The following is a 22,917-nucleotide window of genomic DNA, read 5'->3' on the forward strand; positions in this document are numbered from 1 at the left end:
CAAAGTATTTCACATAGAATTAACGACAAAAAGAGGCCAATTGTCACTTTTGAATAGTTGTGTTAATAGTTGTTTATAAAGCATGAGGATTTGTTGTCTAGATTCATCAACAAAACAATATTAAACAACAAGATACGGCAAGGGGGTTCAAATATAAAATATCTGTACATGTGACTATCATCACATATAAAAATACAAACTAATCACGAGTTTGAGTATTAAAAAATAACTATTCGATGATTAGAAAAGAATGAATTCAAATAAAAAAGCTATAAGTAACGTTCCTGGCTAGGAAGGATAAAAAAATGAAAAGGAAAATCAAAATGATAAGTGCTTACGCGATATTTGGCATAGCACTAATCTCTCTCATTGGAACAAAAGTGGTTGGAAGTGAAGATAGTGTAACTATCGGAAAACCCTTAGCTTCTCTTGATTACTACCCCATTACGTATAATGATGCCGGAAAACTGTATCTTGACAAAGACACACTCAACACTGCGATAACCCAACTCGACCCTGATAAACACGCTCAAGCTGCATGGGAACTTATACAGCTAATTGAGGATAATTCAGCCATATTCATGATCGATACTGATAATTCTGACAAGGTATCTGATTTAAAAAAGGTAGCTATCAAGTACGACACAATTTATCAAAGTGATCGTGAAGAGATACTTGAAAGCCTCAAAGATATAGTAAAGGGGTTCGGGAAAACTCTGAGTGACACCCCTATAGAGGTAGTTTTGCATGACACTACGAACCCTCTTATCTCTGTTATTGCTATTGAAAATCCGATAACAGGACGAAGGATGTATGATCCGAATACAAACTTCGGACTGGAACTTATAAAAAAATATGCTAGAAACGAGATTCAAACTGGTAACATAATATCTTATCCAATACAGTTGCCAGATGGCATGTTAATCAAAGCCACAACAATACCTGTTTATCATAATGATGAACTTATAGCATTTATATGTATAAATATTGACACCACAAAAATAACAAAATCACCAATTGATTCCCAAAAGGTGATTGATGCTTTGGTTAGTATCAATCCATCATCACAAAGTGAAATAGAAGAGCTATTACAACCAATATCAGAAGGTAAAAAATATATGCAAGACGAACGTATTAACTTTCCATTAGAGCGGCCACTACTTGTGATTAAAGGAAGTAAGGGATTTTTAGCATGTGCATACATAAACATAGAAACATGCAATAAGTTAAACGAGGCATGCGCGATTGTATCTGGTGTTTCCAATTACGACGATATGATGAATGCGAAAATTGTTGGACTATCAGATGCCGCTTTAGATATGGGGCTAAAAATCGGAGACCTGGGGAGTAAGGCAACGGAAATATTTAGGTAGACGTTATGGAAGGTGTAGTATTAGGAGTGACCGCTTTAGTGGTCGCTCTTTACATCGACAGAGAAAACTATGCCTTACCCGCAGGGGTTCTGCTTTTTCTGATTATGGATCACTTAGGTTTTGGTATTCTAGTTTCCGTATCTATAGCCTTGAATACTTTTCTCTCCCTCCTTTTTATCGTTAGAAAAAGCGGAGACAAAAATGATGAATCAGAGGATGATAGTTACACGAAAATCATCAAGAAGAACAAGAGACATTTTCCGTTCCATCAGAACATAAAAGTTGCTGTAGCAAAGCACCCTTATACTTATCTGTATTTGAAGGAAGGCAAAACAGTTCGACTTAGATGCTCTCTAAAGGAACTTCTTGATATACCAATGCTTAATTACTTAGAAAGAAGTAACCGGAATACAGCTATCTCCAGCGATGTTAAAAATACTGGAGATAGCTTTGTTGTAGAAGGCAACACGGTCACGTCAGGTATGATACTCAACTGGGGCAAGCATTCGGACTAGAAAAATTGCCCTTAGATCTGAGGCTCTATCTAGGCTAAATATCTCCTTGAGGTCTTGGAGGTAGTTACGAACGGTTGTATCTCGGATCTTCATCTGCTCACCAATTTCTTTACTTCCCTTACCCATACAGTACATAAACAAACATGTGAACTGTTTTTCGGTAAGTTCAGGAAAAAGTGAACTCAGGCGACTTATATCTTTAGTTAGAAGGGGGTTATCCATGGTTAACCCCCTTTGCATTCGCAATCAGGCGGAGCCGCTGTACCTTGGTCAATACATTTGAAGTTAGTGCATACAGCACGATTACGTAACCTGGCGCGTGACACGCCTCTACCGCGAATATAGAATCGCTCATAGCTCAACTCCTACTATCTTAGGTGGTTGTAGTTAGCTGTTCGTTAGCGGTGCGAACGCTAGCGAGCAGCGATCTCTCTTAGCTCATATAGGCCAATACTGGCAAAACATCTTGAGGCACACGGCCAGTGATGATCAGAAATTTCCGCCATACCTCAAACTGAACGTTTCTAGCTCCAGATTTATATTCTCTAATTCTCCTATTACCGCTAACGCCAAGTAAGTCGGCTAGCTTCTTATCTGTATCGTAATCAGGGAAGTGGCCCTGAAAATGCTCAAAGTATGCCCTTACAATTTCAGCCGGTGGCGGCTCAAAACGTTTTTCATCCAAAAGATGAGCGCGACTAAAAAGAGACTCATCGACAGCAATCTGAGGCTCTACTACAGGCGCTTCTAAGTTACGCTGTAACCTTTCAATAGCTGCAAGGGTTGCTTTTTCAAAGATGATCTTCTGTTGCTCTTGAATGCTTGGAATTTCAATTTTCATTTGCTGAACCTTCTCAATGAAGGGGGCTTAGCCCCCTTTTTTCTAACGAGTCACAAGTAAGATATTTCTAACATCAGACGTTCTGATATTTACCAATTGAGTTGTTCCTGTCGCCAGCAGTTCCCACTGACCCGAACGAAAGATTTCTTCCATTACATAGAACAGAAAACGAGGAAGAATAGTGTTGGTGTCACTTACGCGAATGCCTATGTGCTCGCTGTTAAACATCTCTACAGGCTTGCCGACAGTCTTGATGCTACCACGGCGAATTATCCAGAAATCTGCATCTGGAAAGTTGGTTTTGATGGTTGCTACATCAGATAACTTCATATTTTCATCCTTTCGGGTATTTGCCCTTTCGGGCTTAATGGGTTGTTGGTTCTCTCAACCAACATATTTATTATAGGCGCAATGCGCCTAACCTTCAAGACGAAAAACATGAAACTATAAAACTATATAGTTATATAAATATCTAGTTTATAGCGTGTTGTTATATGCCGAAGGCATGCGAGGCCGGTACCACGGAAGAGATTTAGAGAGAAGTAATTTGAGAGATAGAGATCAGGAAAGCAAACCGGAAAACCCTTTTCCTTCTTGCCAGACTATTAGCGGCCTTAATCAATCCTGGGGAATAGGTAGTGTGTCACTTGAACCAATAAAACCTCCAACGCTGAACGCCGGAGGCACAAAGTTAAGCCTGTTTTTCTGCTGCGTGTATATAGTGTCTGAGTTCGTCAATTCTCTTACCCATTCTTTCTTCTTGCTCACTCGATAGCGGAAAACTATACCCTTCAATCAAACCGTCTAGTTCTATCTTTGCCTGAGCAAGACTCACGACACCTGCGGGAGGATAAAGACTAGGTGTTGCCTCTTCCAGCTGGGATTTCACTAATTCCAACTGCCTTAAAGCGTATTCCATCATGCTTATGTTGCTTTGTATCCTTTCATTCTTTTGTTGCGTTCTGACAGCAGCAATACGTTTTTCTACTATTTCCAACGGTGTATTCATAGTTATCGCTCCATCTAACAGCGGTTGTGGATGCATAGCACAACACATACTTATCGAGAGGTCATTACTGTTTAAATTAACATGTCGCTTTTGTGGGCATATTGCAGGTACTCACCTCTTAAACCATAAGAGGTGAGTCTCGGTTACATCTTAGATGCATTTTTTTTGCTGTCGGATTGAGCGCTCATATCTGTACTGTGAATAGACCCATCCTGAGCGATTGTTTTCGGTACGGGTTGCTCCCCTTTTGCTTTTTTGGGGTCTAACGCATTACTTGTGATTTCTTCAACACTGTACATCTTGAGAAATCTATCGTTAGCTATAGCTGTTGATAACAGCTCTTTTGAAACTTCCCCTGGAGCCTGCCCGTTGATTTTTACTTCGTACTTACTTGATGATTCATTAAAGTTGTAATCGATCTTAACTTCGCGGCCTTTATCAGCAGTTGGCTGACTTGGAAGGTTTTGAGCCGCTTTAGTGACTTCTACATTGTCAGATTTGCTCTGTACAAACTTCTGTTGAAGGTCTTTGTCGGAGAACACAATATTCAAGTTCTTCTGTGCAGCAATCGCGACGACTGACTCTTTGAAAGCCTTGGTACCAGTGATCTCGACTGTCCCGTATTTTTCAGCGGCATAAGTCAGAGCAGCAGCGGTATCATTGGCTGTTGGCTCCCGCTTCGTCATGACAATTGAAGTACCTTTGTCCTTGAACATTTCTTCGCCGGTTCTTTTGTCACTAAATGCGACGGTGTCCTTTTTCGCATCTTTTGTTGCTACAACATCATTCATTGATATATCGAGGTTCCTGACAGCAGCTCTTGCTTTCAATACTCTTTCAGCCGCCTCTTCCAAACTATGTGTATTGCTAGAGTTTTTTATTTCTAAGTCAGACATACTATTTCTCCTTAACTCTTCATTTTGTGTTGATTTCAAAGCAGATATACTTTGTGCTACGTTACTTGATTTAACATCCCATGTTCTTAGTGCTTTATTTGACTTGAAGATAATTCTATTTATTGCATTATTTTCTTTCTGAACCACTTTTTTATGATTCAAGTCATTTATTTGTTCTTTATAAACCTCTTTCAAAACATCCTTTGTTTCATCCCATGAAAGCCCAATGTGTTTTGTGCAAAAATCACTAACATTAAGATTTAGATTGCCAACTTTTATCCGGTTCTCACCCCCCCTCTTCTTCCAAACAGTGTAATCACTTGCTGATATTCCATTTTTATATTCAAGCTTCTTTAAAAGTCTATTTGCATCAATAGATTTTTTAATTTTTGAAAATGTAACTTCTTCATTCTCTTTCTTCCTTGATTGATCATGGTTATATTTTATTTGCTCAGCCACGCTTTTTGGTTTGTTTATATTTTCATTATCTTTCTCAATTAGTCCTCTTCCTGATTCAGAAACAAACCGTCGCAGTTTGTAATTTCTACTGGTTTTGATTGCGTCCATACTATTCGATGCATGATCATGCAGTAGTTTTGGAGAATCATTTCCCCGCCGTCTTCTTGCAACATCCACATTGTGTTCGGACATACTTGGCAGGCCGTTTGGGATTTCGGCAAAAGATCTTCCTCTAGCTCTGTTAACACCAAGCTTTCTACTATCCGCCCATCTGATCTTTGTAGTATGCTTTCTTTCTGTGCTTCTATCTTTTCTTCGAACAGGTTCATTTCTTCTGACATGTAAGTACTCCTCTTTTTCAGTAATGCTTAACTTTCTATATTCATTTCTTTCTTTTGGTGAAGCGCTATGAATATGTTTTATTTCATAGGATTTAAATTTCATCCATCTAGAAACATTTTCTGCTGATTTCTTTTCTGATGGTTTTTCCTTTTCTAAAATTCCATTATCAAGAAAATTCTTTCTAAATACCTGGTCTGTTAATCTGACAAATTTTTTGTTTCCTTTTGGCCTAACCTTTAGATATTCCCCCTCCGATTTAGTATTAACTATTCTAACCTCTCCCTCTTTTAGCAACCTTCTTCTCAATCCTTCAAAGTTTTTAATATTCCCGTTTCTAATTTCAGAAAACACTTTATCCTTTAAGTCTTTCCCTGCTCCCTTGAATTGATCGCCCTTATATCTTGAGATCAAGTCTGACTTTGAAACTTTCTTTTGTCTTTGGTTATCAAATGGAGAGGATAATCCATGTTTATAGTTTAACTTTTCCTGTATTGATTCGAAGTATTTCTGATTTGATTTATAGTTACCGATTGGATTGAGGTCTTTTCCAGTCTCTAAATTTACTTTTGGTATAACCATATGAACATGAGGAAATCGTTCTACTTTTTCTCCTGTTGACTTGTCTATATAGCTTTTTACTTTAGGGAAATGTATTTCTGCATACGAATTAAATTCGTCACTATCATATGCGTTCAATAGAAGAGATTTATAATCCTCATAAACCTCTTCTATTTTTTCTTTGGATATATCTTTTTCAGAAAAACTCAATGTTATGTGATAGTAGTTGTTATCTCTTCCTGTGGCATTCATACTATCAATTATTGTTCTGGTTATATCTAGATCACCATCTATACACTCTCTTAGGTCGATTTCATCCCGCGTCATACTTCTATCAGACTTCTGACCATTCTCAAGATACTCAGCTATACCACTTTTCCCAGTGGTCAATCTAACTAGCATTTTTCAAGACGACCTTTAGAGAACTAGAAATAGAAAGCAAGGAGTTCATGGCACCGTTAAATACCTTTTCTGACACAACTCCTTGCTTGTTGGCCTCATTTAATCTCTTGGCTATCTGATTGATATTATTGGATGTTTTATTGATTAGAAATAGGATTCTTTCAAGCTCCTTTGGCTTTCCAACAGGTAGTTCCACTTCAGCAGCTCTAGAGGTTAATAACGCTCTTACGACTGCGGACTGTTTAAGTCCTAGATCGTTGATAATCATATTCAAAGGTTCATATTCTTCTTCCGTCATTTTTGTCTGAACATGAACTACAGCTTTCTTTTTTTCATTGCTGTTCTGGCTCATAAAATAACTCGTAGAGTTGCAGGGGTTTAAGGGGAGATTATCCCCTTAGCACGCGAAAGTATACTTTCGGCAACGTGCCTTACTCTATCTAAAAAAGTCGAGGCGACTTTTTTAGATAGAGCAACGGTATAGCAATCATCTACATTTCCCCGTAGATTGACTGTAGCGAAATAGGGTTTTAGCGAGTTGAGTAAAGCAATCATAAAGCACATGTATAGATAAGATATAGAGAGCCAGAGATGACAATTGAATCTGATATTAAAAAAGTCGTTGATGATATTAGATGTGATTATGAGATTGGTGTTTTTACATTACAAACAATCTTCGATAGGCACATTGAAAGCATCGAATCTTTGAAAAACTCAGGTGTAGAGTATCTTACATTTTGTAGACTTTTAGATTTAGAAATCACAGAAAAACACTTTCAAAACCTGATTTTCAGAGCAAAAAACAAGAAATCAAAATCTAATATTGCAGATAAAAAGAAAGATATCTTTTTCGATACCGAAAATGCTTCGGTATCGACATGGAAGACAGAGTTCCCCGACGTATCAGAAAGATTAGTAAGTGAGATTTTAGATTGTGGTTTTACTTTGGAGGACTCTATAGCTTGGTGTGATGTAGCTGGGAACAGAAGTTCAAGGACACTTAGACACAAATTTAACGAAATGAAACTCAGTAAGGCGAGAAAAGCCAAGTATTCTACAGGAGAATGATTATGGAATTTTTGAAAATCGCAGTTCTTAACAATTCTGGGAATGTGGGGAAAAGCACGATCTGTAACCACTTCCTTCACCCTAGAATCCCAGACGCCGATGTTATTCGCATCGAAACAATAAACCATGATGGTGACGATGGGACAAAAATATCGTCAAAAGATATGACCTCGGTAATAGAAAAAGTGGATTTACTTGATCTTGCCATTATTGATATTGGTTCTTCAAACATAGAGAACTTCATTAAGGGGATGAAGGAAAATTCAGGCACTCATGAAGATATAGATATTTACCTTCTCCCTGTCACCCCAGATACAAAACAACAGAAAGACACCTGCAATACGGTTGATGAACTTGTTGATATGGGAGTAGAGCCCAGTTCAATATTCATACTATTAAATAGAGTTGATACTTCAATTTCTTTAGAAAGCCAGTTTAGCCTATTGGTTGAAACTGAGATTTTAAAGCTTACAGCTACTAGCTCGTTAGCTAAATGCTGTGTCATACCGAACACTGAGATATTCACTCTCATTGATCAAATAGGTACCACATATCATGATGCGGTACACGATGAAACAAATTATCGGGATGAAATACGCGCCACTAAAGATAGAGAGTTAAGAAGTATTCTTTCTTTAAAAAAGTCATGTCACCGTTTGGCTCTTCGTTTTGATGAAGTTCTTAATACAGAGTTTTCAAAACTTAAAAAGCATTTCAATCATTAAAGGTATCATATGGGTAACTCCGAAAAATTACCAATGTCTAAGTTGGTTAAAGAACTAACAGTTGCTGAGATCGAAGACCTCAGAGAATTGGTTATATCAGTTAGCGAGGCTCTTGAAATGGTTCCTAAGTCTTTTGATAACTCATTTCAATCCAAGATAAATCGCATCATTGATGTCTCCTCAGATCTGGAAGCTTCGATAAAGAAATTGTTGAAAGAAGTCGAGAAAGTTCAAATTAGCGAATCGACAATCAACAAACCAAAAATGAATTCGAATGGTTTCACTATGAAAACTGCAATCAGTGGGCTTCTTTTTGGATTTCTCGGTAGCCTTATTGGAGGTGGCGTTTTTTACATCTTAGTGATGTTTGGTTAATCCAGAGGTGATAGCACATGAAATATTGGATAGATAAGGTCTTTTCCCTATGTGGGTTAGTAAGAAGGTCTGTGATCATCAAGCAGCTAAACTATTCTCGGAATGTTGCTAAACGACTAGATGAGCATAGAGAAGTTGTTGAATCAATATCAAACCACACTTCATTACTTGAATCACACAGCTGGCACATTAGCCACTTGGCAACTCAAGATGATTATCTGATTCGTCTTTTCAAATTTGTTTATGGCTATTTCCCCGACTCCATTCACGAAGGAAAGGCTATACCCTCTTTAATGAAGGTCTATGTCCGACCCCGCCCTTCAATTTTAGGAAAATGCAGATTGCCAGAATACGAAGATTGCTAGTTTAATATGAGTATACTTAATGCGAACCAGTATCTGTTTTCTCGATATTGGTTCGTTTATTGTTGATAGTAAACCCTACGCGAACTAATATTGAGTACCCCACCCTAATCAAACCAATGGCCCTTTATGTTCATCAGAGCCTACTTGCGAGCATCGACCGATGCTCAGGATGCTAATCGTGCCAAGGCTGAGTTAATTCAATTTGCTGAGCAAAAAGGTGTACGGATAGCCAGTTTTTACACAGAGAACCAATCCGGCTCCAAACTGGAACGGGCTGAACTGGCACGTTTAATCGATGATTCGCACCCGGATGATATCTTGCTTATCGAAAAGGTTGACCGCCTCTCTCGACTGCCCTATGAACAATGGACGGCCCTCAAGCAACAATTTGTGAGTGCGGGTATTCACATCGTAGTGATTGACCAGCCGATGACACACGCCATTCTGGAGGGCAGTACCCAGCACTCGATGATAGCCCGTGTATTGACTGAGTTTATGGTGGACCTGGCGGCGGCGATGGCCAGGGATGATTATGAAACCCGCCGGAAACGACAGGCACAGGGCATAGAAAAAGCCAAACTGGCAGGTAAGTATCAGGGCAGGCAACCGGATCACATGCTTCGGGAGAATATTGCCCTGCTTCTCGGAGAAGGAAAATCCTGGTCGCAGATACAGCGTTTGTTAAGGTGCAGCCGTTCGACCATCGCCACGGTCAGAAAGCAGTCTACATAGACTCATGATGTGGAGATAGGCTTTGGCGGTGACAATTGGTAAAATAACCGGAACTTGACGCTTTCAATCCTCGTTATGCTTCTCTCTTCCGTTATCGAAAATGCACTGCTGAATCTTTATGCCAACGTTTCCGCCGCTAAGGGCTTCACCCCGTTGGAAAAACGTAATCTCATTCTTAGCCGGTACCTGAAACCCAAGCTAAAAGACCCGCGCTACAAGTCGATAAAAGTGAACTCAAGCAAATGCTCAACATCTCTCGCACCAAAGGAGCTAAATCTGGAGAGAAAGCTGTGGGAGCTGAATACGTTTTCAGTGGGACATCAGCAAAAAATCGATGATGCAACCAAGCTCTTTGACCAACTCAATTTTCTGCATGATGAACATGGTATCGATGCAAAGCTCTTCCATGAAAAATCGGATGACAACCCGTCTGACAACACCATCTATGTGTTGCCTGAGCATATTGAACATTGTTTCAATCAGAGCGGTGAGCAGACATCCCCGCTGTCACTGCTGATACAGGGAGACAAAGCGTCAGGGTTAGCAGAGCTCATTAACGCCCACGGTCTTTTTCGGGCCGAGCAAAAAGAGTGGAATGAAAAGGCATGCCAGGCACATGTTCTTCTTCATCCAATCAGTCAACCGTAACGATGAATTCGGGGAATGGCTGACACGATTTTGCCCCAAAGTGAGCCAGCATCATTTTTGATGAGGTGTTTAGAAGCCTCCTATTCACCCTACTTTTTGTAATCCGAAATATACTTTTCCACTGTTGATACACACATTACATGCAAAGGTGTCGTATAATACTGAAATAACCCCATTTTTGGCTGTTTTCACAAGATCATTTTTGGCACCGAGATGAAAGTGTTTAAAAACAGCGAGAAAGTCACCTTTGAAATACAGTGGCTTATTATTATTTGAAAAAATGGGGTGTTTAAATACACCACTTTGGCGTCCAATACACTGTTAGAATATAAAAAGGAGGAAGTTGGATATGAATATCGCGACAATCAAAGACGTTATTTTTTATAAAGGTTACATCATCGCTTTCATTTTAACACTTGTACCCTCAATAAGTTACGGTTTTTATTTAAATGCTGACTGGTCAAGTTCTCGAACACTTAAGCCAAGTGATACAGGATGCTCTGAAGATTGGATTGTTTATGGATTAGTGAATGGCGAACATGAAAAAAAACGTAATCGTGGTACAGCTCATGTAGGACTATTGGTTTCAGGCCTATTTGGTGGTACTCGAATATATGGAAGTAAAGGGTTCTATCATAATGGAACTTGGCAAGTCTACGATCTAGGCCATCTAGCATTAACAAATAAAGAAGCTGAGTGCCATATTGCAGATGTAGGATATGGAGACTCTAGTCCTGATAGATCTTATCACAAACAACAACAGTTGCGTCTTTCTTTCGATTTACATACGCCAAAGGGCAGGTTTAGAGGGATTGCACGTTGTGCAGAAAATTTTTGTTCTGCGAGGTGGCGAAAATTGGATGCCTCAGATAAAAAACTCAAAGAAATTCATGAGTGTCATATTGAAGACTGTCATCCTGACTATAAGAATGATTAATATTTTAAAATCGGATTAATTATGAAATGTGTAAAACTAATAGTTATAACATTTATCTCAGTATTTTTTGTCTCTGTTTTATATAGCTTGAGAAGTGAAAAGGACTATTCGACGATCGAGTCAACCCTACTTGGTGTGTTTGCAATACCAGTATTATCCACTATTTTCGTGTATTTTGTATTTCCTAGCGGAATAGAAAGTGATGGTGGTTCTGGAAAAAAATACGGCATATTCCTTGTGGGCTGCATCATTTTTGCCATTGTAATGACAGAAGTTGTACAAAGATATATTGATCCTTTGTTTCGGTAAGTATTGAAAGGAACAATAGAAGGTTGTTATTCTAACACATATGAGCCCTTCTCCAGTCAATAGGCAATAGCTGTCTTTTACACTACCTGAGCAGTCACTGCTTTCGAACAACAAAGCCGTCTACTTCGATTACCCCTGCCTAAAGTTATCCGAAGCTGACGCTTTCGAGCACCGACTCCAACGCACTTTTGTCCATAATCGTGCTAGGCCGATCTGCTCTCGCACGTTTCTGCCCCATTTCAATTTACAGGTGTTCTTTACTTAGCTTGAAGAACACAAACTATCCATTATTTATACTAATCCTTTATCCCTACGAATTCACCGTGTGAATGCTAGAAATTACTGACTGATTAATCAATAACCATTCAGTTTTCCATGCGATCAAACTCAACTCCTGATTTATGCATTTTGTGGTACATTTCCGCCGGATAATTTAGACAGTAGTGCCGTGTTGCGTGCCATTTTAGCGGGCGATAACTCAGGAGTAAAAAATGAGAAATCATATAGTTGTGTTGACGGCGATAGCAGCACTCGTAGGATGTGCTTCAAATTCAAATCAGCCGGAAGTTAAATGGATTTCAGTTAAAAATACGGACGAGTTTACGGACGTTTCCTCATGCAAGGTAACAGTTGGCTCGTTGTACACTAATAAAAATGTATATACGGAAGTAGGAAAGTATTATCCGTTTATCGAGCAGGTCAATGGTGAATTGCGTGTCGGTCTCCAAAGTGGTGGTCAATACAAGATCCCAGTTGGAAATGCACAGTTTCGAATTGACTCCAACAAGACATGGGATATTTTAATTTCTGAAACTCCTCTAGATTTAGCTCCAACACTGGCAAACCTCAAACCTGCTTATCTCGAAAGCTTATCAGATGATCAAAAAGCAATGGTTGCCGCTAGCTATGAATCAGCAATGGAGGTGTCTGCTCAAACAATGTCTCCTTTTACAGCGACCACAGGTGAAAAGGCTAAGAATATAATCAGAGAGATGTTAGCTGGTAAATCTCTAAAATATAGGACTATTGGCTTAAATCAGGCTGCTTCTAGTACAGGTGTTTATGACTTGGACATGTCATTACAAAATGCACTCGCAGACTGTGGAATTGAGTTATAAAAAATATGAGCCTTTTTTAGTCAATAGGAATTGGCTCTTTTTTGGCTTAGCGTTAGCAGCCAAGTTCTTTAACAACAAAGCCTTCAAATGAGCTATCCCAATCTGAATATATCGGAAGCTATCGCTTTTGGGCTAGCTATGATAGCCATCTCAAAATTGCCCCGAAGTGAGCCAGCATCATTTTTGATGAGGTGTTCAAAAGCCTCCTATTTACCCTACTTTTTGTAATCCGAATATACTTTCCCACTGTTGATACACACAGTAAATACAATGGTGTCGCATAATACCTACGAATCCCCATTTTGGGGTGTTTTCACAAGGCCATTTTTAGCTCTGCGAGAAAGGGCTTTTAAAACATAGTGAAAGCCACCTTTAAAATACAGTGGCTTGTTATTGTTGGACAAAATGGCGTGTTTGATTGCGACATTTTGTCATCTAATACACTGTTATATGCAATGGAGAGTTAAGTGTTTATCGTATCCTTAACATACAAAGTGGAATTGTCAGAAGTTGATCAATATATTGAAGCTCACGTTACATTCCTTGAGAAGTATTATGCGGCAGGTAAATTTATTGCTTCAGGTCGAAAAGTTCCACGAACAGGTGGAGTTATACTTGTAAATGCTACTAATAAAGCAGAATTAGACACGATAATAAAAGAAGACCCATTTTATATCGCTAATGTGGCTGACTATGAAGTGACAGAGTTTATACCAACTATGGCAGCGAAAGAATTTGATGCCATTAAAAATTGCATATAACAAGGCCATTAAACATCGCCCCCCTTCGGGGGGCTGGACTCGCAAAAAACGCGCTCGCCGTTTATGGCAACGTTAGCCCTATCAGAGGAAAATAATGAAATCTGCGGTATTAGTTATTGATGTTCAGTCGATTCTGTTCGACCCGGAACCTCAACCATTTGAATCACAAATCGTACTCACCAAAATTAATGAGGTTACGAAATTCGCGCGAGCTAAGTCTGTTCCAGTTATCTTTATCCAGCACGAGCAACCTAAATCTGTTATTGAATACGAAAGTGAAGGTTGGGCATTGCAGTCGAGCTTAATTACACAAACTGGTGACTATATTGTTCGCAAAACAACACCAGACTCATTCTTAAATACTAATCTTCAAAGTGTTTTGAATGAACTCGATGTAGATAGCTTAATTGTGTGTGGCTACGCCTCAGAGTTTTGCGTTGATACCACCATTCGCAGAGCAGCAGGTTTAGGCTATCCCGTAACTTTGGTTTCGGATGCTCATACAACTCATGATAAGGAACACGCCAGTGGGGCTCAAATTCGAGAGCACCATAATGCTACGTTGCCTAATATTTCGAGTTTCGGTGTCAAAATCGAAGCGGTAGAGGCACACAACCTTTGGGCATAGGGCTAATAAGTTGTTATAAGCTACAAGGAAATTTCAGTTTTGAATTATGAAGTACTGGAGCAAACTCCAAGTTCGGAAGAATATTGTCAACTAAGATTGGATGCTGGCCTGTCTGCTAAATCACTTGAAGCGGCACATGTAGGTTTAAGTAACTCGCTTTATACAGTATGTGTTAGAGATTCTAATGGTTTGGTAGGCATGGGGAGAGTTATCGGTGATGGGGCATGCTTTTTCCAGATAGTAGATATAGCAGTCAATCCAAACCATCAGGGTTTGGGTTTAGGTAAGACGATTATGGAGAAAATAGAGTCTTATCTTGAAAAAGCGGCAAATGACGGCTCTTACGTATCACTAATAGCCGACAAACCAGAGTTCTACGAAAAGTTAGGCTTTAATTACACAGCGCCAGAAGCTTATGGAATGTATAAGAGGCTTAGAAAAAGTCGCTTATAACACATATGAGCCCTTCTCCGGTTAATAGGCAATAGCATTCTTTTGGCTGCGTCAGCAGCCAATGCTATCGAACAACAAAGCAGTCTACTTTGTTTTTCCTAATCTGAAGTTATCCGAAGTAGACGCTATAGAGCTTTAGTTCCAACCCGTTTCTGTCCATACTCGTGTCAGACCGATCTGCTCTGGTACGTTTTTGCCCCATTTCAATTTACGGGTGTTCTTAACTTATCTCGCAGAGCGCATACTCTCCATTGCTTGAGCTAATCTTTTAATCCTCACTAATTGATCCTGCGGTTGCTGGGAATTGCTGATCGATTAATCAATAACTAATCAGATTTACATACCATCGAAGTCAAGTCTTGGTTGATTCACTTTTTGGTGAATTCCCACCAGAGAATTTAGACAGTAATGGCGTGTTGATTAGAACAGGGGAAGTTGTAAGCATGCAAATCGTCCCCACTGAATGCATCGTATTTGAACCCGCTCAAATACACCAAGTTGTCAAAGCACCTGGCTACTTCGTCACCGACTATTAACGCTGAGGTCACCAGCCACTGCTGAGGTTAGGACATTTCAAATGGCAGCAATGCCAACCTGATATGAGATCTCTCACGTGAAATCTGCTTTACTATTTTAATTACAATAGGTTACGTTCAGGTGGCATCTAATTTTGACAAAAGTGCATCTCTCATCAGTCCAATTACACCTGCTAAACTCTGGGTCTTATCTGTTGAATCTAAGTTATCAGGGCAAATCCAATCCAAAGCATTAAAGATATCGTTTGTGTCCCACATTGCCTTAAATCGCTCTTGAATTTCAATTGGAGTAAGCGGCCTTCCAAGAGTTTTCGAATGAATATGACCAATGTAATCATTTCTAAAACTTTTGATTTTTCTTTGATCATCTATCTGAGCTTTGAATGAGTTTCTTACTTTATTGAACTGGGGGATTTCTGTTTTCAGTAGTTTTCCATAATCCTTACAAAGATCTGAGTATTTACTACAGCTCATAACGAGGGAAGTGAAGCAGAGCCTATGAGTCACTTGTCTATGTAGCTCTGTGTCGAAGCCTCTTATTTCACTATTTTTTAGAGTAGTAATAGCAATCAAAATATCTGCATAAAGGTGGTTGAGGATAGCTACTGCATTTTCGATAGTTATTGCGCTTTCATGGTTTTTTGAATTCAATGCTATGCACCATTTTCTGGCCGGAGGGCTATTGTACTTTGGTTATCATCTTAGTCAACGATCTGTCAGGTTCTTTCAACATCTGATGTTTGGCAAACACCCGCGTATTTTTCTTCACTCTAGATTTCGAGTTTTCTGAACATCAGGCCAACGGGACTAGGCTCGGTGAATTAACCGACAACCGAGGGTTTGTTTTTGAAAATTTCACTACTGTTGTAAATAGTCTTGCAACGCGCTAATCGACTCTCGATATTCGGTAGTTACAATATCTTTGCTTCTTAGATATTCAGCACGCGAACGTGAGTGAGAAAGCCCTCTCCTCATGTTCATGTTTGTCATAAATCTGTCAAAAAGATTTGAATAGTTCTCTAATTCATCAGGTAGCACTAACGCCCGTAGCAATGCATCTTGCTCTCTTACCTTTCTGTAAGAATCGGCTTGAGATATATGTGCAGCTCTAATTGCCACTATGGCCTTCTCTGTTGCAAGCTCCCCTAGCCACATTTTTGCGGTTACTTCACTCTCTGTAGAACTTACATAGACATTGAAAAGGTGTCTAAATTCAGAGAGGAAAAGGCCATATTGCGCCTTTATCTCTCTTACTCTTACAGATTGAGTCTCTGTCATAATACCGTTTGATAGTTCCGCAACTGTCACACCTAAAACACTTGCAATGGCTGAAATGCTTTCGGCACTTATGTTGTTGCCACGACGCGCTCTTTTAATCGTTGATTCACCCAAACCAGCAGCGATTGCGAGACGCATTATGTCAAAGCCCTTACTTTTCATTAACTCTTTCAGGATCTCGTTTTTCATGGTTCCTCCATAACTTATTGAAACGATTCTAACCTACGGAAATCTATATACCAGTTCATGAAGGGGTCACTTTGGGTTCAGCTCGGAAACTGGGCCGAGGGGGCTGCTATTACCTACTGACAGGTTTTGCCCCAAAGATAAGTTAGATTTTTCACTCTCCGCTACATCCAATACTGTCGAAGAGCATCCGAAACTGGGAGAAATTCTCGCTGAATGTAACTACTCACCAAAAAACGATACACACAAACGAGGAAAGACTTTAGAGTATGCGCTCTACTCAATTGGAGAGGTACAGTAAAACATGAGTTGGAAAGATTTTTTTTTCTGGTTGATAACATGGTTTTTGACGATCTCAGCCAGCGTAATAGTTGGGTTTACCTGTGTTTTAACCTCTGAAAATTTATTTGATGGGGTAATAGAAGATATCTTCATCTACGCTTCAATTCCGATATCAATATTGTGTGCTGTTGTGGTCCAACCAAGGCTCAAAAAAATGTTCGGTTATCGGACAGGGCTAGATAAATAAACTAGTTTTTTTGACGCTGTGCGCTAACTTTTTAGGTCAGTAAGGAATAGCATTCGGTTGGTTGCGCCAGCAGCCAACTCTCATAAAAGACAGGGGTGTCTACTTCATTTCTCCCTATCTGAAGTTATCGATTTAGAGCACCAACCCTAACCCGTTTTTGTCCACTTTTGAGTTGGCTATGATGGCTAAATCAAAATTGCCCCAAAATCGTTTAGAGTAAATACTCTTTACCTGTTCAGAATTGGAGAGCCCGAAAAAATCAGGCTCTTTGTGTTCAAGTATAATTTGTTAGCTATCAAAACCTGCCAGATAGAGCCACCTATCAAAGATCTCTGGCGTTAGAGTGTGCCCAAAAACAAACACATTATTCATGCCAAGCCCCGGTGTTTCCTTATATTTTCCGCCAGGAGTGCCTTGATAGACTATTCCAATAAGCAATGGATCATGCTCTCTATCTTCTGCATGAAAAATCGGCCCACCACTCATTCCGCTAAGAAAATACTCACTATCTTCCTTCAATTCGGCATGAAACGAAAAGCCATCATTGTAAAAAGACCATTTGTTGGAAACAAATCCGGCAACCAAAACGAAGTCACTTAGCGTAACTCTCCCTTGCTGGGTTTTGTGATCAGTCGGAAACCCAAAAGCGACAGGCGTAATAATTTCTTCTGTAGCATCCGGTTTCTCCCATTTTTCAAGATTAATGGCCTTTTTTAAGTTGCTATCAAAATGGATTTTTTTAATTTCGTTACTGATTTTCAGGATGGCTATATCAGGGTTTTTCTTATCGTCTTCATTTTTCCTCAGTGGTCTGAAGCCACCATAAGTATTAGACTCTGTAATATAAACAGGCTGCGTTCCGCATCCACATAACGTTAACCTATCCTTGGCATTTTCAAGATTTGCAACATGAGCTGCTGTGACACCCCATAGTTGATTTTTGTAGTTAATGTAAGTAATAGTGCCATTGCTTTTTCGCACATTGCTCTGATGAATTCTGTTGCTATCAGAGATAAATAATGGGTCACAATAATTAACTACCAACTCACTTAACTCATTTGGCACAGGCTTTTCTTTGGTTCTCTGATCCATTAGGATTCCTCTGTAAATAATAAAGAATCAAACTCTGCTATTTTGGCGTCGTGAATCAAATATATCAAATCTTTCCAAAATCAAGTAACAGTGGCAATAGCCACTTCCAGTTGATTGAGAATATTTTCTTTTGAAAGTCTGACCGTCAATGGATTGAAAGCAAAAAAGGCCCGGGTGCCTTTGCTGTGACAATCCTTAATGCCTTTTTACCGATGTAAAAATTAAAGGGGAATTTATGGTGACCAGAGCGGCAGTGCCGCCCTGCCACGGTAACTCAATACCCTTGTTTTTGGGGTTCTGGTTGAAGATGGGTAACAGGAAGAAAGCGGGGACGAAAGGACACACTCACGAGCTTTGTAATAGTCAAATTATCCTTTATTTGTCCATTACCTTTAGCGCGATCACAATCAATTTAACTTCGACGTTAACTATTGTGACGAATCAAAAGAGCAGTGATATATTAATGAAATCCATTGAGTGAGGCCGCTTTCACACTATGGCTTATCGGCTTTGCGTGAGAGTTAAACAGGTACGATACTGGATGGCGTATGGCAAGAGTTTAGAGCTTGCCAGAAAGAGAACAAGCTCATAGTCCTGCAAGACCAATGAGCTTGTATAGGCGAAAATTTCGTCCTTTAGAGAACGAACTCTTCTATTGACATACGGAGTTTAGATCTCGACATGCGACGATTCAACAATAAAGGTACATTTATTTGAACCACAACAAAAGATGGAGGGGGTTAAGAGATACCCTTTCACGCATGTCATTAAGCGCTATTGTTTTCGAAATCCGAGACATAATAATCGCTTTAATCGACGAGTAAACTCAAAGGGGCATCAATTGCCCCTTTTTATTTGATGTAGTCGTTACCTTCGAACCTGGCATGTTTAGCCAATAGGAACTGCTCGCCTTTGTACCTCAGAATTGGGTATGGAAATGTCAGGTAGACCTCCTTATTACACCTTGTGCATTTGTGCGGCCACTGCTTCGGGTTTGTGTGAATGATGGGCTTTTTGTCTAGCGCCACCCTAAAGACCCCTTTTCCCTCACAGTCATCACAGTAAGATTCGATGTACTCAGCAGTGATCTGTTTTGAGTTGGATTGCATACTTGGCCCCTTACCACTTCCCTCGCATTCATCAATAGATTTTGCTTTGCCCCATCAAATACACTTCGCTTTGTTTATCTGAAGAAAACTCACCGAGCTTGACGCACGTATCAGCACCGCCTTCAAACAGGTAGCCTTGTTTTGAGAATTTGTTTAAGACAGCAACAGATTTCACGTTAGCCAAAGTGTCTTTGTCACCCAGCCATACAGGCATACACAAGCCATTGTTGATGATAGCGGTATAGATAGTATCCGTAATTCGATGTTCATCTAGAACTATAATCAAATCACCATTGGCGTTCTTTAGAGAAATAGGAGACCAAGGAGATAGAGACTTCACCAGAGACTCGCTAACTTGTGAAAATGCATCAAAAGAAGCGACAAGAGAGAGAATCAATATCGTTTTTTTCATACTTAATTCCGTTATTCAGCGATAGCCACTTCAAAAGTTACCTGGCCTAGCTTCTGTGCCTGCTGGATCATTGAAACCTTTTCGATTTCGATAGAAGTCGGTAGACCTGTAAACTCAACCAGCACAGCCTCTAAGCCATCATTGGCTAGTTCTAGAGCCTGCTCAACGAACTGCCCCTCGGTCACGGTGCAAACCGCATCACCAACAATCACTGAGTTGTAGTAGTCTCTAAGCTGCTGTTCCATCTTGCTTTTCATAATTTTCAATATTTCCTGCTTTTTATAGATTTAGCGCATCAATAGCGATGTATATGCCTATAACTAACAAGGCTCCTTTGGCTAACCAGTCTGCCACATGCAAATTAGGAATGTCATAATCCCACCTTCTTGTTCTTTTATAGGCGGCTAACACCGCCTATTTTTATGAATCTATACCGCTTATGAGCCGCTCTTTAGAATCAAATCTCTGTGCCTGTATATTTGATAGAGCAATGGTGGCAATGAATCTAATTCCCACGGCGTTTCCACGAGATGGTCATTTATTGTCTCTGCGATCATATGAGCATCATCACCGCATTCGTAGTTAAGTTTTCGGGCCATTACCTCAGCACTATCTAAGAGCTCCTTATGACATGCTTCTAGTTCGATCCATCGGCAGTAATCCGCAACTGTAAGGAGACATTGAACCTTTATCACAGACCAGACTTTGCGTTTATGGGTGTGCAAAGCATCCAACCACTTCACCATGAAGTCGTTCTTTTGGTAATCAGCTACTGATGCATATTCGCCCATATCACTCACTACATATGCACTACTAATAAGATTCCCATCTTGGAAAATTCGTAGGGAAAATTCATCAAGCGTTTCCATCCCCTCTTTCACTTCGTCAACTTTGTTGTTGGGTTCAAGCAGTTCTTCGTCACAGTAGTACAAACCAACGTCGTAACCGCAATCAATTGCAAATGCCGCCAAGTGGTAATGTGCTTTCATATTTTCGTCCTCTCGGGTTATTGCCCTTTCGGGCTTAATGGGTTGCTGGTTGAGATAACCAACATATCTATTATAGGCGCAATGCGCCTAATTATCCACCTAAAAAGCTATATTTATAAAACTATATAGTTATATAGTAGCTAATGTTATGAAATAGAGAAATAAGCCCTAACGGGCTTATTTTTTAGAAAAGTCGGCATTGCCGGTTTTGGTGCATGTAGCGTTTCATTTCGGTTCCAAACCATCTAGCTACGGGTATAGAAACGCCATTCCCTACTTGTATATATGCATCAGTATCTGACACTGGAAAGATAAATGAATCTCGCAATCCTTGCAGCCTCGCCCATTCTCTAACGCTATAGGGACGGACACCTAAAGGAAAACGTTTATCTCTCAGAAGCCTCGTTGATTTATCCTTCGCATAATGAGAGACCGCACAGGGCGCAATGTCTCCACGCTCGGGATCACTTATGATTGGTAAATCTCGATACTCTCCAGCCATCCTTGCATAGATAGCTTTCGGGAAAGTCACTTTCGGCTCTTCTTCTAATATCTCTTTAAGTGTTATCGCTCTGGTGTTTTCCGGTGGCCTAACATCGAAGTTTCGCTTTGTACCTATGATGATTAGTCGGTTGCGGCGTTGGGGCAAAAACAGTTCCGACTCAACAGGACAAAACATGTGAATGTAATAATCTGGCATTTTTGTCATTGCTTCCATAGTGACAGGGAAAGCACGCATACCTGGCACATTCTCTACAATGTAAAACTCTGGCCTTGCGATTGCTAAATGCCTCAAAGCATGTAAGAAAAGGTCGTCTCCAGTTCTAGTACCATGAATGTCTGCTATGGTGGAGTATTTGGTACACGGATAAGTAAACATCATCCCGTGACAACTTTCTTGCTCTAACACTAACTCCTCAGTCAGATCACAATGTTTAATGTGGTCGCCCAAATTAGTTCGATATGTTTTGCAGGCTGCTTTATCAAGTTCAAAAGCTTGCTTTATCGTGATACCGGCCTCTAAGAGTCCACAATCTGCCAAACCAGCACCTGAGAAATATGAATTCACTAAAATCTCCATACTTACACCCCTACGCCATTGGTCAGGTGTCGCCAGCTCCGCCACATTGTATTAAGGCGTTTTGCTTTGTATCTCCAGTAATGTGTTTTCTGGGTTATATAGAAGCGATAGTTAATGCGAGTATGTACATTGCATATCCCTACCTTATTTCTCAAATTGTCATAGGCCATAAACTGGCTGGTCAATGTATAACCAAATGTTCCTACAACATCGGGGTCTAGAGTTGGGGTTAATGTAGGGTTTAACTGAATTTTTCTTTTATATGCGCGATATAGCTGCATAAACGTTTTTGGTTTCATATTTTCATCCTTTCGGGTATTTGCCCTTTCGGGCTTAATGGGTTGTTGGTTGAGATAACCAACATATCTATTATAGGCGCAATGCGCCTAACTATCCACCTAAAAAGCTATAATTATAAAACTATATAGTTATATACAGATACATTTATAGCTGGAATTGTCTATGGTGGCCACGGAAGGGATTTAAATAGGTGATAGGGCATCGTTTGAACCCACAAAGCCCCCGACGCTTAACGCCAGAGGCTTTCTTCTTACTGACTAATATCTTCTATCTTTGAGTACAGTCGATAGATGTTTGTCTGAATATCATGCATCTCTAATAGAGCGGCATCTTTTCCCATAAATAGGGGTAAATCCCTCACTTGTTGAACCAGTTCTTCTTTCAACTCTTGAAGGTTTATGTACTTTGCCTGCGTTCTGATGTCTTTTGGACAGCGCATCTGGATTGTTGTAACGCTCATATTTTCATCCTTTCGGGTATTTGCCCTTTCGGGTTTAATGAAATGGGCGCCTATCCGCCCATAGTATTAGTTATCTTTCTTCATCCCTTGCAATGAAGTATTCAATTCCTTCCCTTAAACACTGGGTTGCGTGAATGTCGTCTTTCAACAGCACCCAGAGGTTACTCAAAATCTCATCACTTACTTTTGAATGCGTATAGTAAAAAAATCGAGCAACAGACATGCCAATCAGGAAGCATGCCTCTGCAAAGTCTTCATGATTTCCATTGATAGCGAAAAGCGCTTTTTCCCGCAGCAAGTTAGATTCAATATTTGCTACAGTCACAGCTTCATCAAGCTTTGCTAAGAAGTAACTCATGTTTTCGTCCTCTCGGGTTATTGCCCTTTCGGGCTTAATGGGTTGTTGGTTATCTCAACCAACATATTTATTA

General features: G+C 39.9%; 29 protein-coding genes. 12 read left to right on the forward strand and 17 right to left on the reverse strand.

The features are described 5' to 3' along the window. Positions 1-305: 305 nt before the first annotated feature. Positions 306-1,373: a DUF1805 domain-containing protein gene (locus tag QL223_RS24575; protein ID WP_281546241.1), complete on the forward strand. Its 1,068-nt coding sequence runs from the start codon at positions 306-308 to the stop codon at positions 1,371-1,373. Between the two features lie 5 nt (positions 1,374-1,378). Then, entirely contained in the window at positions 1,379-1,888 is a 510-nt protein-coding gene (locus QL223_RS24580; RefSeq protein WP_281546242.1) for a hypothetical protein, read from the forward strand. Here the strand turns inward: QL223_RS24580 and QL223_RS24585 are convergent. From QL223_RS24585 to mobC, 7 genes are all read right to left on the reverse strand, one after another. After that, positions 1,850-2,128, reverse strand: coding sequence for a LuxR C-terminal-related transcriptional regulator (locus QL223_RS24585; RefSeq protein WP_348651400.1), 279 nt, complete (start codon positions 2,126-2,128; stop codon positions 1,850-1,852). The genes QL223_RS24580 and QL223_RS24585 overlap by 39 nt on opposite strands. Further along, the gene (locus tag QL223_RS24590; protein WP_281546244.1) at positions 2,103-2,243 is read right to left on the reverse strand and encodes a hypothetical protein; all 141 of its coding nucleotides are present in this window, start codon (positions 2,241-2,243) and stop codon (positions 2,103-2,105) included. The genes QL223_RS24585 and QL223_RS24590 overlap by 26 nt, the downstream gene beginning before the upstream one ends. A 78-nt stretch (positions 2,244-2,321) precedes the next feature. Then, on the reverse strand, positions 2,322-2,729 hold the full coding sequence (locus QL223_RS24595; protein ID WP_281546245.1) for a hypothetical protein: 408 nt from the start codon (positions 2,727-2,729) through the stop codon (positions 2,322-2,324). A gap of 42 nt (positions 2,730-2,771) precedes the next feature. Beyond that, on the reverse strand, positions 2,772-3,059 hold the full coding sequence (locus QL223_RS24600) for a hypothetical protein (protein ID WP_281546246.1): 288 nt from the start codon (positions 3,057-3,059) through the stop codon (positions 2,772-2,774). A 361-nt stretch (positions 3,060-3,420) separates the two neighbouring features. Further along, positions 3,421-3,738, reverse strand: coding sequence for a hypothetical protein (locus tag QL223_RS24605; RefSeq protein WP_281546247.1), 318 nt, complete (start codon positions 3,736-3,738; stop codon positions 3,421-3,423). A 143-nt stretch (positions 3,739-3,881) separates the two neighbouring features. Beyond that, a complete protein-coding gene (locus tag QL223_RS24610) occupies positions 3,882-6,395 on the reverse strand; it encodes an LPD7 domain-containing protein (protein WP_281546248.1) in 2,514 nt (837 codons plus the stop codon). After that, positions 6,385-6,747 carry a plasmid mobilization relaxosome protein MobC gene (gene mobC, locus QL223_RS24615; protein WP_281546249.1) on the reverse strand — a complete coding sequence of 121 codons (363 nt, stop codon included), beginning with the start codon at positions 6,745-6,747 and terminating at the stop codon, positions 6,385-6,387. Before mobC ends, QL223_RS24610 begins: the two co-directional genes overlap by 11 nt. A 239-nt stretch (positions 6,748-6,986) precedes the next feature. Here mobC and QL223_RS24620 point away from each other — a divergent pair, with 239 nt between their 5' ends. The 10 genes from QL223_RS24620 (at position 6,987) to QL223_RS24665 (ending at position 14,514) form a co-directional block, all read left to right on the forward strand. Next, positions 6,987-7,463, forward strand: a complete 477-nt coding sequence (locus QL223_RS24620; protein ID WP_281546250.1) for a hypothetical protein — start codon at positions 6,987-6,989, stop codon at positions 7,461-7,463. A 2-nt stretch (positions 7,464-7,465) separates the two neighbouring features. Continuing rightward, positions 7,466-8,188 (forward strand): StbB family protein, encoded by a 723-nt coding sequence (stbB, locus tag QL223_RS24625; RefSeq protein ID WP_281546251.1) that lies wholly within the window; start codon positions 7,466-7,468, stop codon positions 8,186-8,188. Between the two features lie 9 nt (positions 8,189-8,197). Next, positions 8,198-8,563: a hypothetical protein gene (locus QL223_RS24630; protein ID WP_281546252.1), complete on the forward strand. Its 366-nt coding sequence runs from the start codon at positions 8,198-8,200 to the stop codon at positions 8,561-8,563. 491 nt (positions 8,564-9,054) lie between these two features. After that, on the forward strand, positions 9,055-9,660 hold the full coding sequence (locus tag QL223_RS24635; protein WP_281546253.1) for a recombinase family protein: 606 nt from the start codon (positions 9,055-9,057) through the stop codon (positions 9,658-9,660). 54 nt (positions 9,661-9,714) lie between these two features. Continuing rightward, positions 9,715-10,308, forward strand: a complete 594-nt coding sequence (locus tag QL223_RS24640; protein ID WP_281546254.1) for a DUF2913 family protein — start codon at positions 9,715-9,717, stop codon at positions 10,306-10,308. A gap of 349 nt (positions 10,309-10,657) precedes the next feature. Continuing rightward, positions 10,658-11,245 carry a hypothetical protein gene (locus tag QL223_RS24645; protein WP_281546255.1) on the forward strand — a complete coding sequence of 196 codons (588 nt, stop codon included), beginning with the start codon at positions 10,658-10,660 and terminating at the stop codon, positions 11,243-11,245. Between the two features lie 800 nt (positions 11,246-12,045). Next, positions 12,046-12,672: a hypothetical protein gene (locus QL223_RS24650; protein WP_281546256.1), complete on the forward strand. Its 627-nt coding sequence runs from the start codon at positions 12,046-12,048 to the stop codon at positions 12,670-12,672. A 467-nt stretch (positions 12,673-13,139) separates the two neighbouring features. After that, positions 13,140-13,433 carry a YciI family protein gene (locus QL223_RS24655; RefSeq protein ID WP_281546257.1) on the forward strand — a complete coding sequence of 98 codons (294 nt, stop codon included), beginning with the start codon at positions 13,140-13,142 and terminating at the stop codon, positions 13,431-13,433. A 94-nt stretch (positions 13,434-13,527) separates the two neighbouring features. Continuing rightward, a complete protein-coding gene (locus QL223_RS24660; protein ID WP_281546258.1) occupies positions 13,528-14,061 on the forward strand; it encodes a cysteine hydrolase family protein in 534 nt (177 codons plus the stop codon). 39 nt (positions 14,062-14,100) lie between these two features. After that, complete coding sequence (locus QL223_RS24665) at positions 14,101-14,514, forward strand: GNAT family N-acetyltransferase (protein WP_002541868.1); 414 nt, start codon at positions 14,101-14,103, stop codon at positions 14,512-14,514. Between the two features lie 653 nt (positions 14,515-15,167). Here QL223_RS24665 and QL223_RS24670 read toward each other — a convergent pair. The 10 genes from QL223_RS24670 to QL223_RS24715 form a co-directional block, all read right to left on the reverse strand. Beyond that, positions 15,168-15,701, reverse strand: a complete 534-nt coding sequence (locus QL223_RS24670; RefSeq protein ID WP_281546259.1) for a hypothetical protein — start codon at positions 15,699-15,701, stop codon at positions 15,168-15,170. A gap of 207 nt (positions 15,702-15,908) precedes the next feature. Beyond that, positions 15,909-16,517, reverse strand: coding sequence for a helix-turn-helix transcriptional regulator (locus QL223_RS24675; RefSeq protein WP_281546260.1), 609 nt, complete (start codon positions 16,515-16,517; stop codon positions 15,909-15,911). Between the two features lie 814 nt (positions 16,518-17,331). Beyond that, complete coding sequence (locus QL223_RS24680; RefSeq protein WP_281546261.1) at positions 17,332-18,135, reverse strand: hypothetical protein; 804 nt, start codon at positions 18,133-18,135, stop codon at positions 17,332-17,334. 1,140 nt (positions 18,136-19,275) lie between these two features. Then, positions 19,276-19,656: a hypothetical protein gene (locus tag QL223_RS24685; protein WP_281546262.1), complete on the reverse strand. Its 381-nt coding sequence runs from the start codon at positions 19,654-19,656 to the stop codon at positions 19,276-19,278. Positions 19,657-19,667: 11 nt separating this feature from the next. Continuing rightward, positions 19,668-19,913 carry a hypothetical protein gene (locus QL223_RS24690; protein WP_281546263.1) on the reverse strand — a complete coding sequence of 82 codons (246 nt, stop codon included), beginning with the start codon at positions 19,911-19,913 and terminating at the stop codon, positions 19,668-19,670. 180 nt (positions 19,914-20,093) lie between these two features. Beyond that, the gene (locus tag QL223_RS24695; protein WP_281546264.1) at positions 20,094-20,645 is read right to left on the reverse strand and encodes a hypothetical protein; all 552 of its coding nucleotides are present in this window, start codon (positions 20,643-20,645) and stop codon (positions 20,094-20,096) included. Between the two features lie 184 nt (positions 20,646-20,829). Beyond that, positions 20,830-21,726: a DNA cytosine methyltransferase gene (locus QL223_RS24700; RefSeq protein WP_281546265.1), complete on the reverse strand. Its 897-nt coding sequence runs from the start codon at positions 21,724-21,726 to the stop codon at positions 20,830-20,832. A gap of 2 nt (positions 21,727-21,728) precedes the next feature. Beyond that, the gene (locus QL223_RS24705; RefSeq protein ID WP_281546266.1) at positions 21,729-22,025 is read right to left on the reverse strand and encodes a hypothetical protein; all 297 of its coding nucleotides are present in this window, start codon (positions 22,023-22,025) and stop codon (positions 21,729-21,731) included. A 251-nt stretch (positions 22,026-22,276) separates the two neighbouring features. Next, the gene (locus tag QL223_RS24710) at positions 22,277-22,486 is read right to left on the reverse strand and encodes a hypothetical protein (RefSeq protein ID WP_281546267.1); all 210 of its coding nucleotides are present in this window, start codon (positions 22,484-22,486) and stop codon (positions 22,277-22,279) included. Positions 22,487-22,556: 70 nt separating this feature from the next. Continuing rightward, positions 22,557-22,844: a hypothetical protein gene (locus QL223_RS24715; RefSeq protein WP_281546268.1), complete on the reverse strand. Its 288-nt coding sequence runs from the start codon at positions 22,842-22,844 to the stop codon at positions 22,557-22,559. Positions 22,845-22,917 lie beyond the last annotated feature (73 nt).

It is taken from the genome of Grimontia sp. SpTr1 (assembly GCF_947387585.1).
GTDB lineage: Bacteria > Pseudomonadota > Gammaproteobacteria > Enterobacterales > Vibrionaceae > Enterovibrio > Enterovibrio indicus.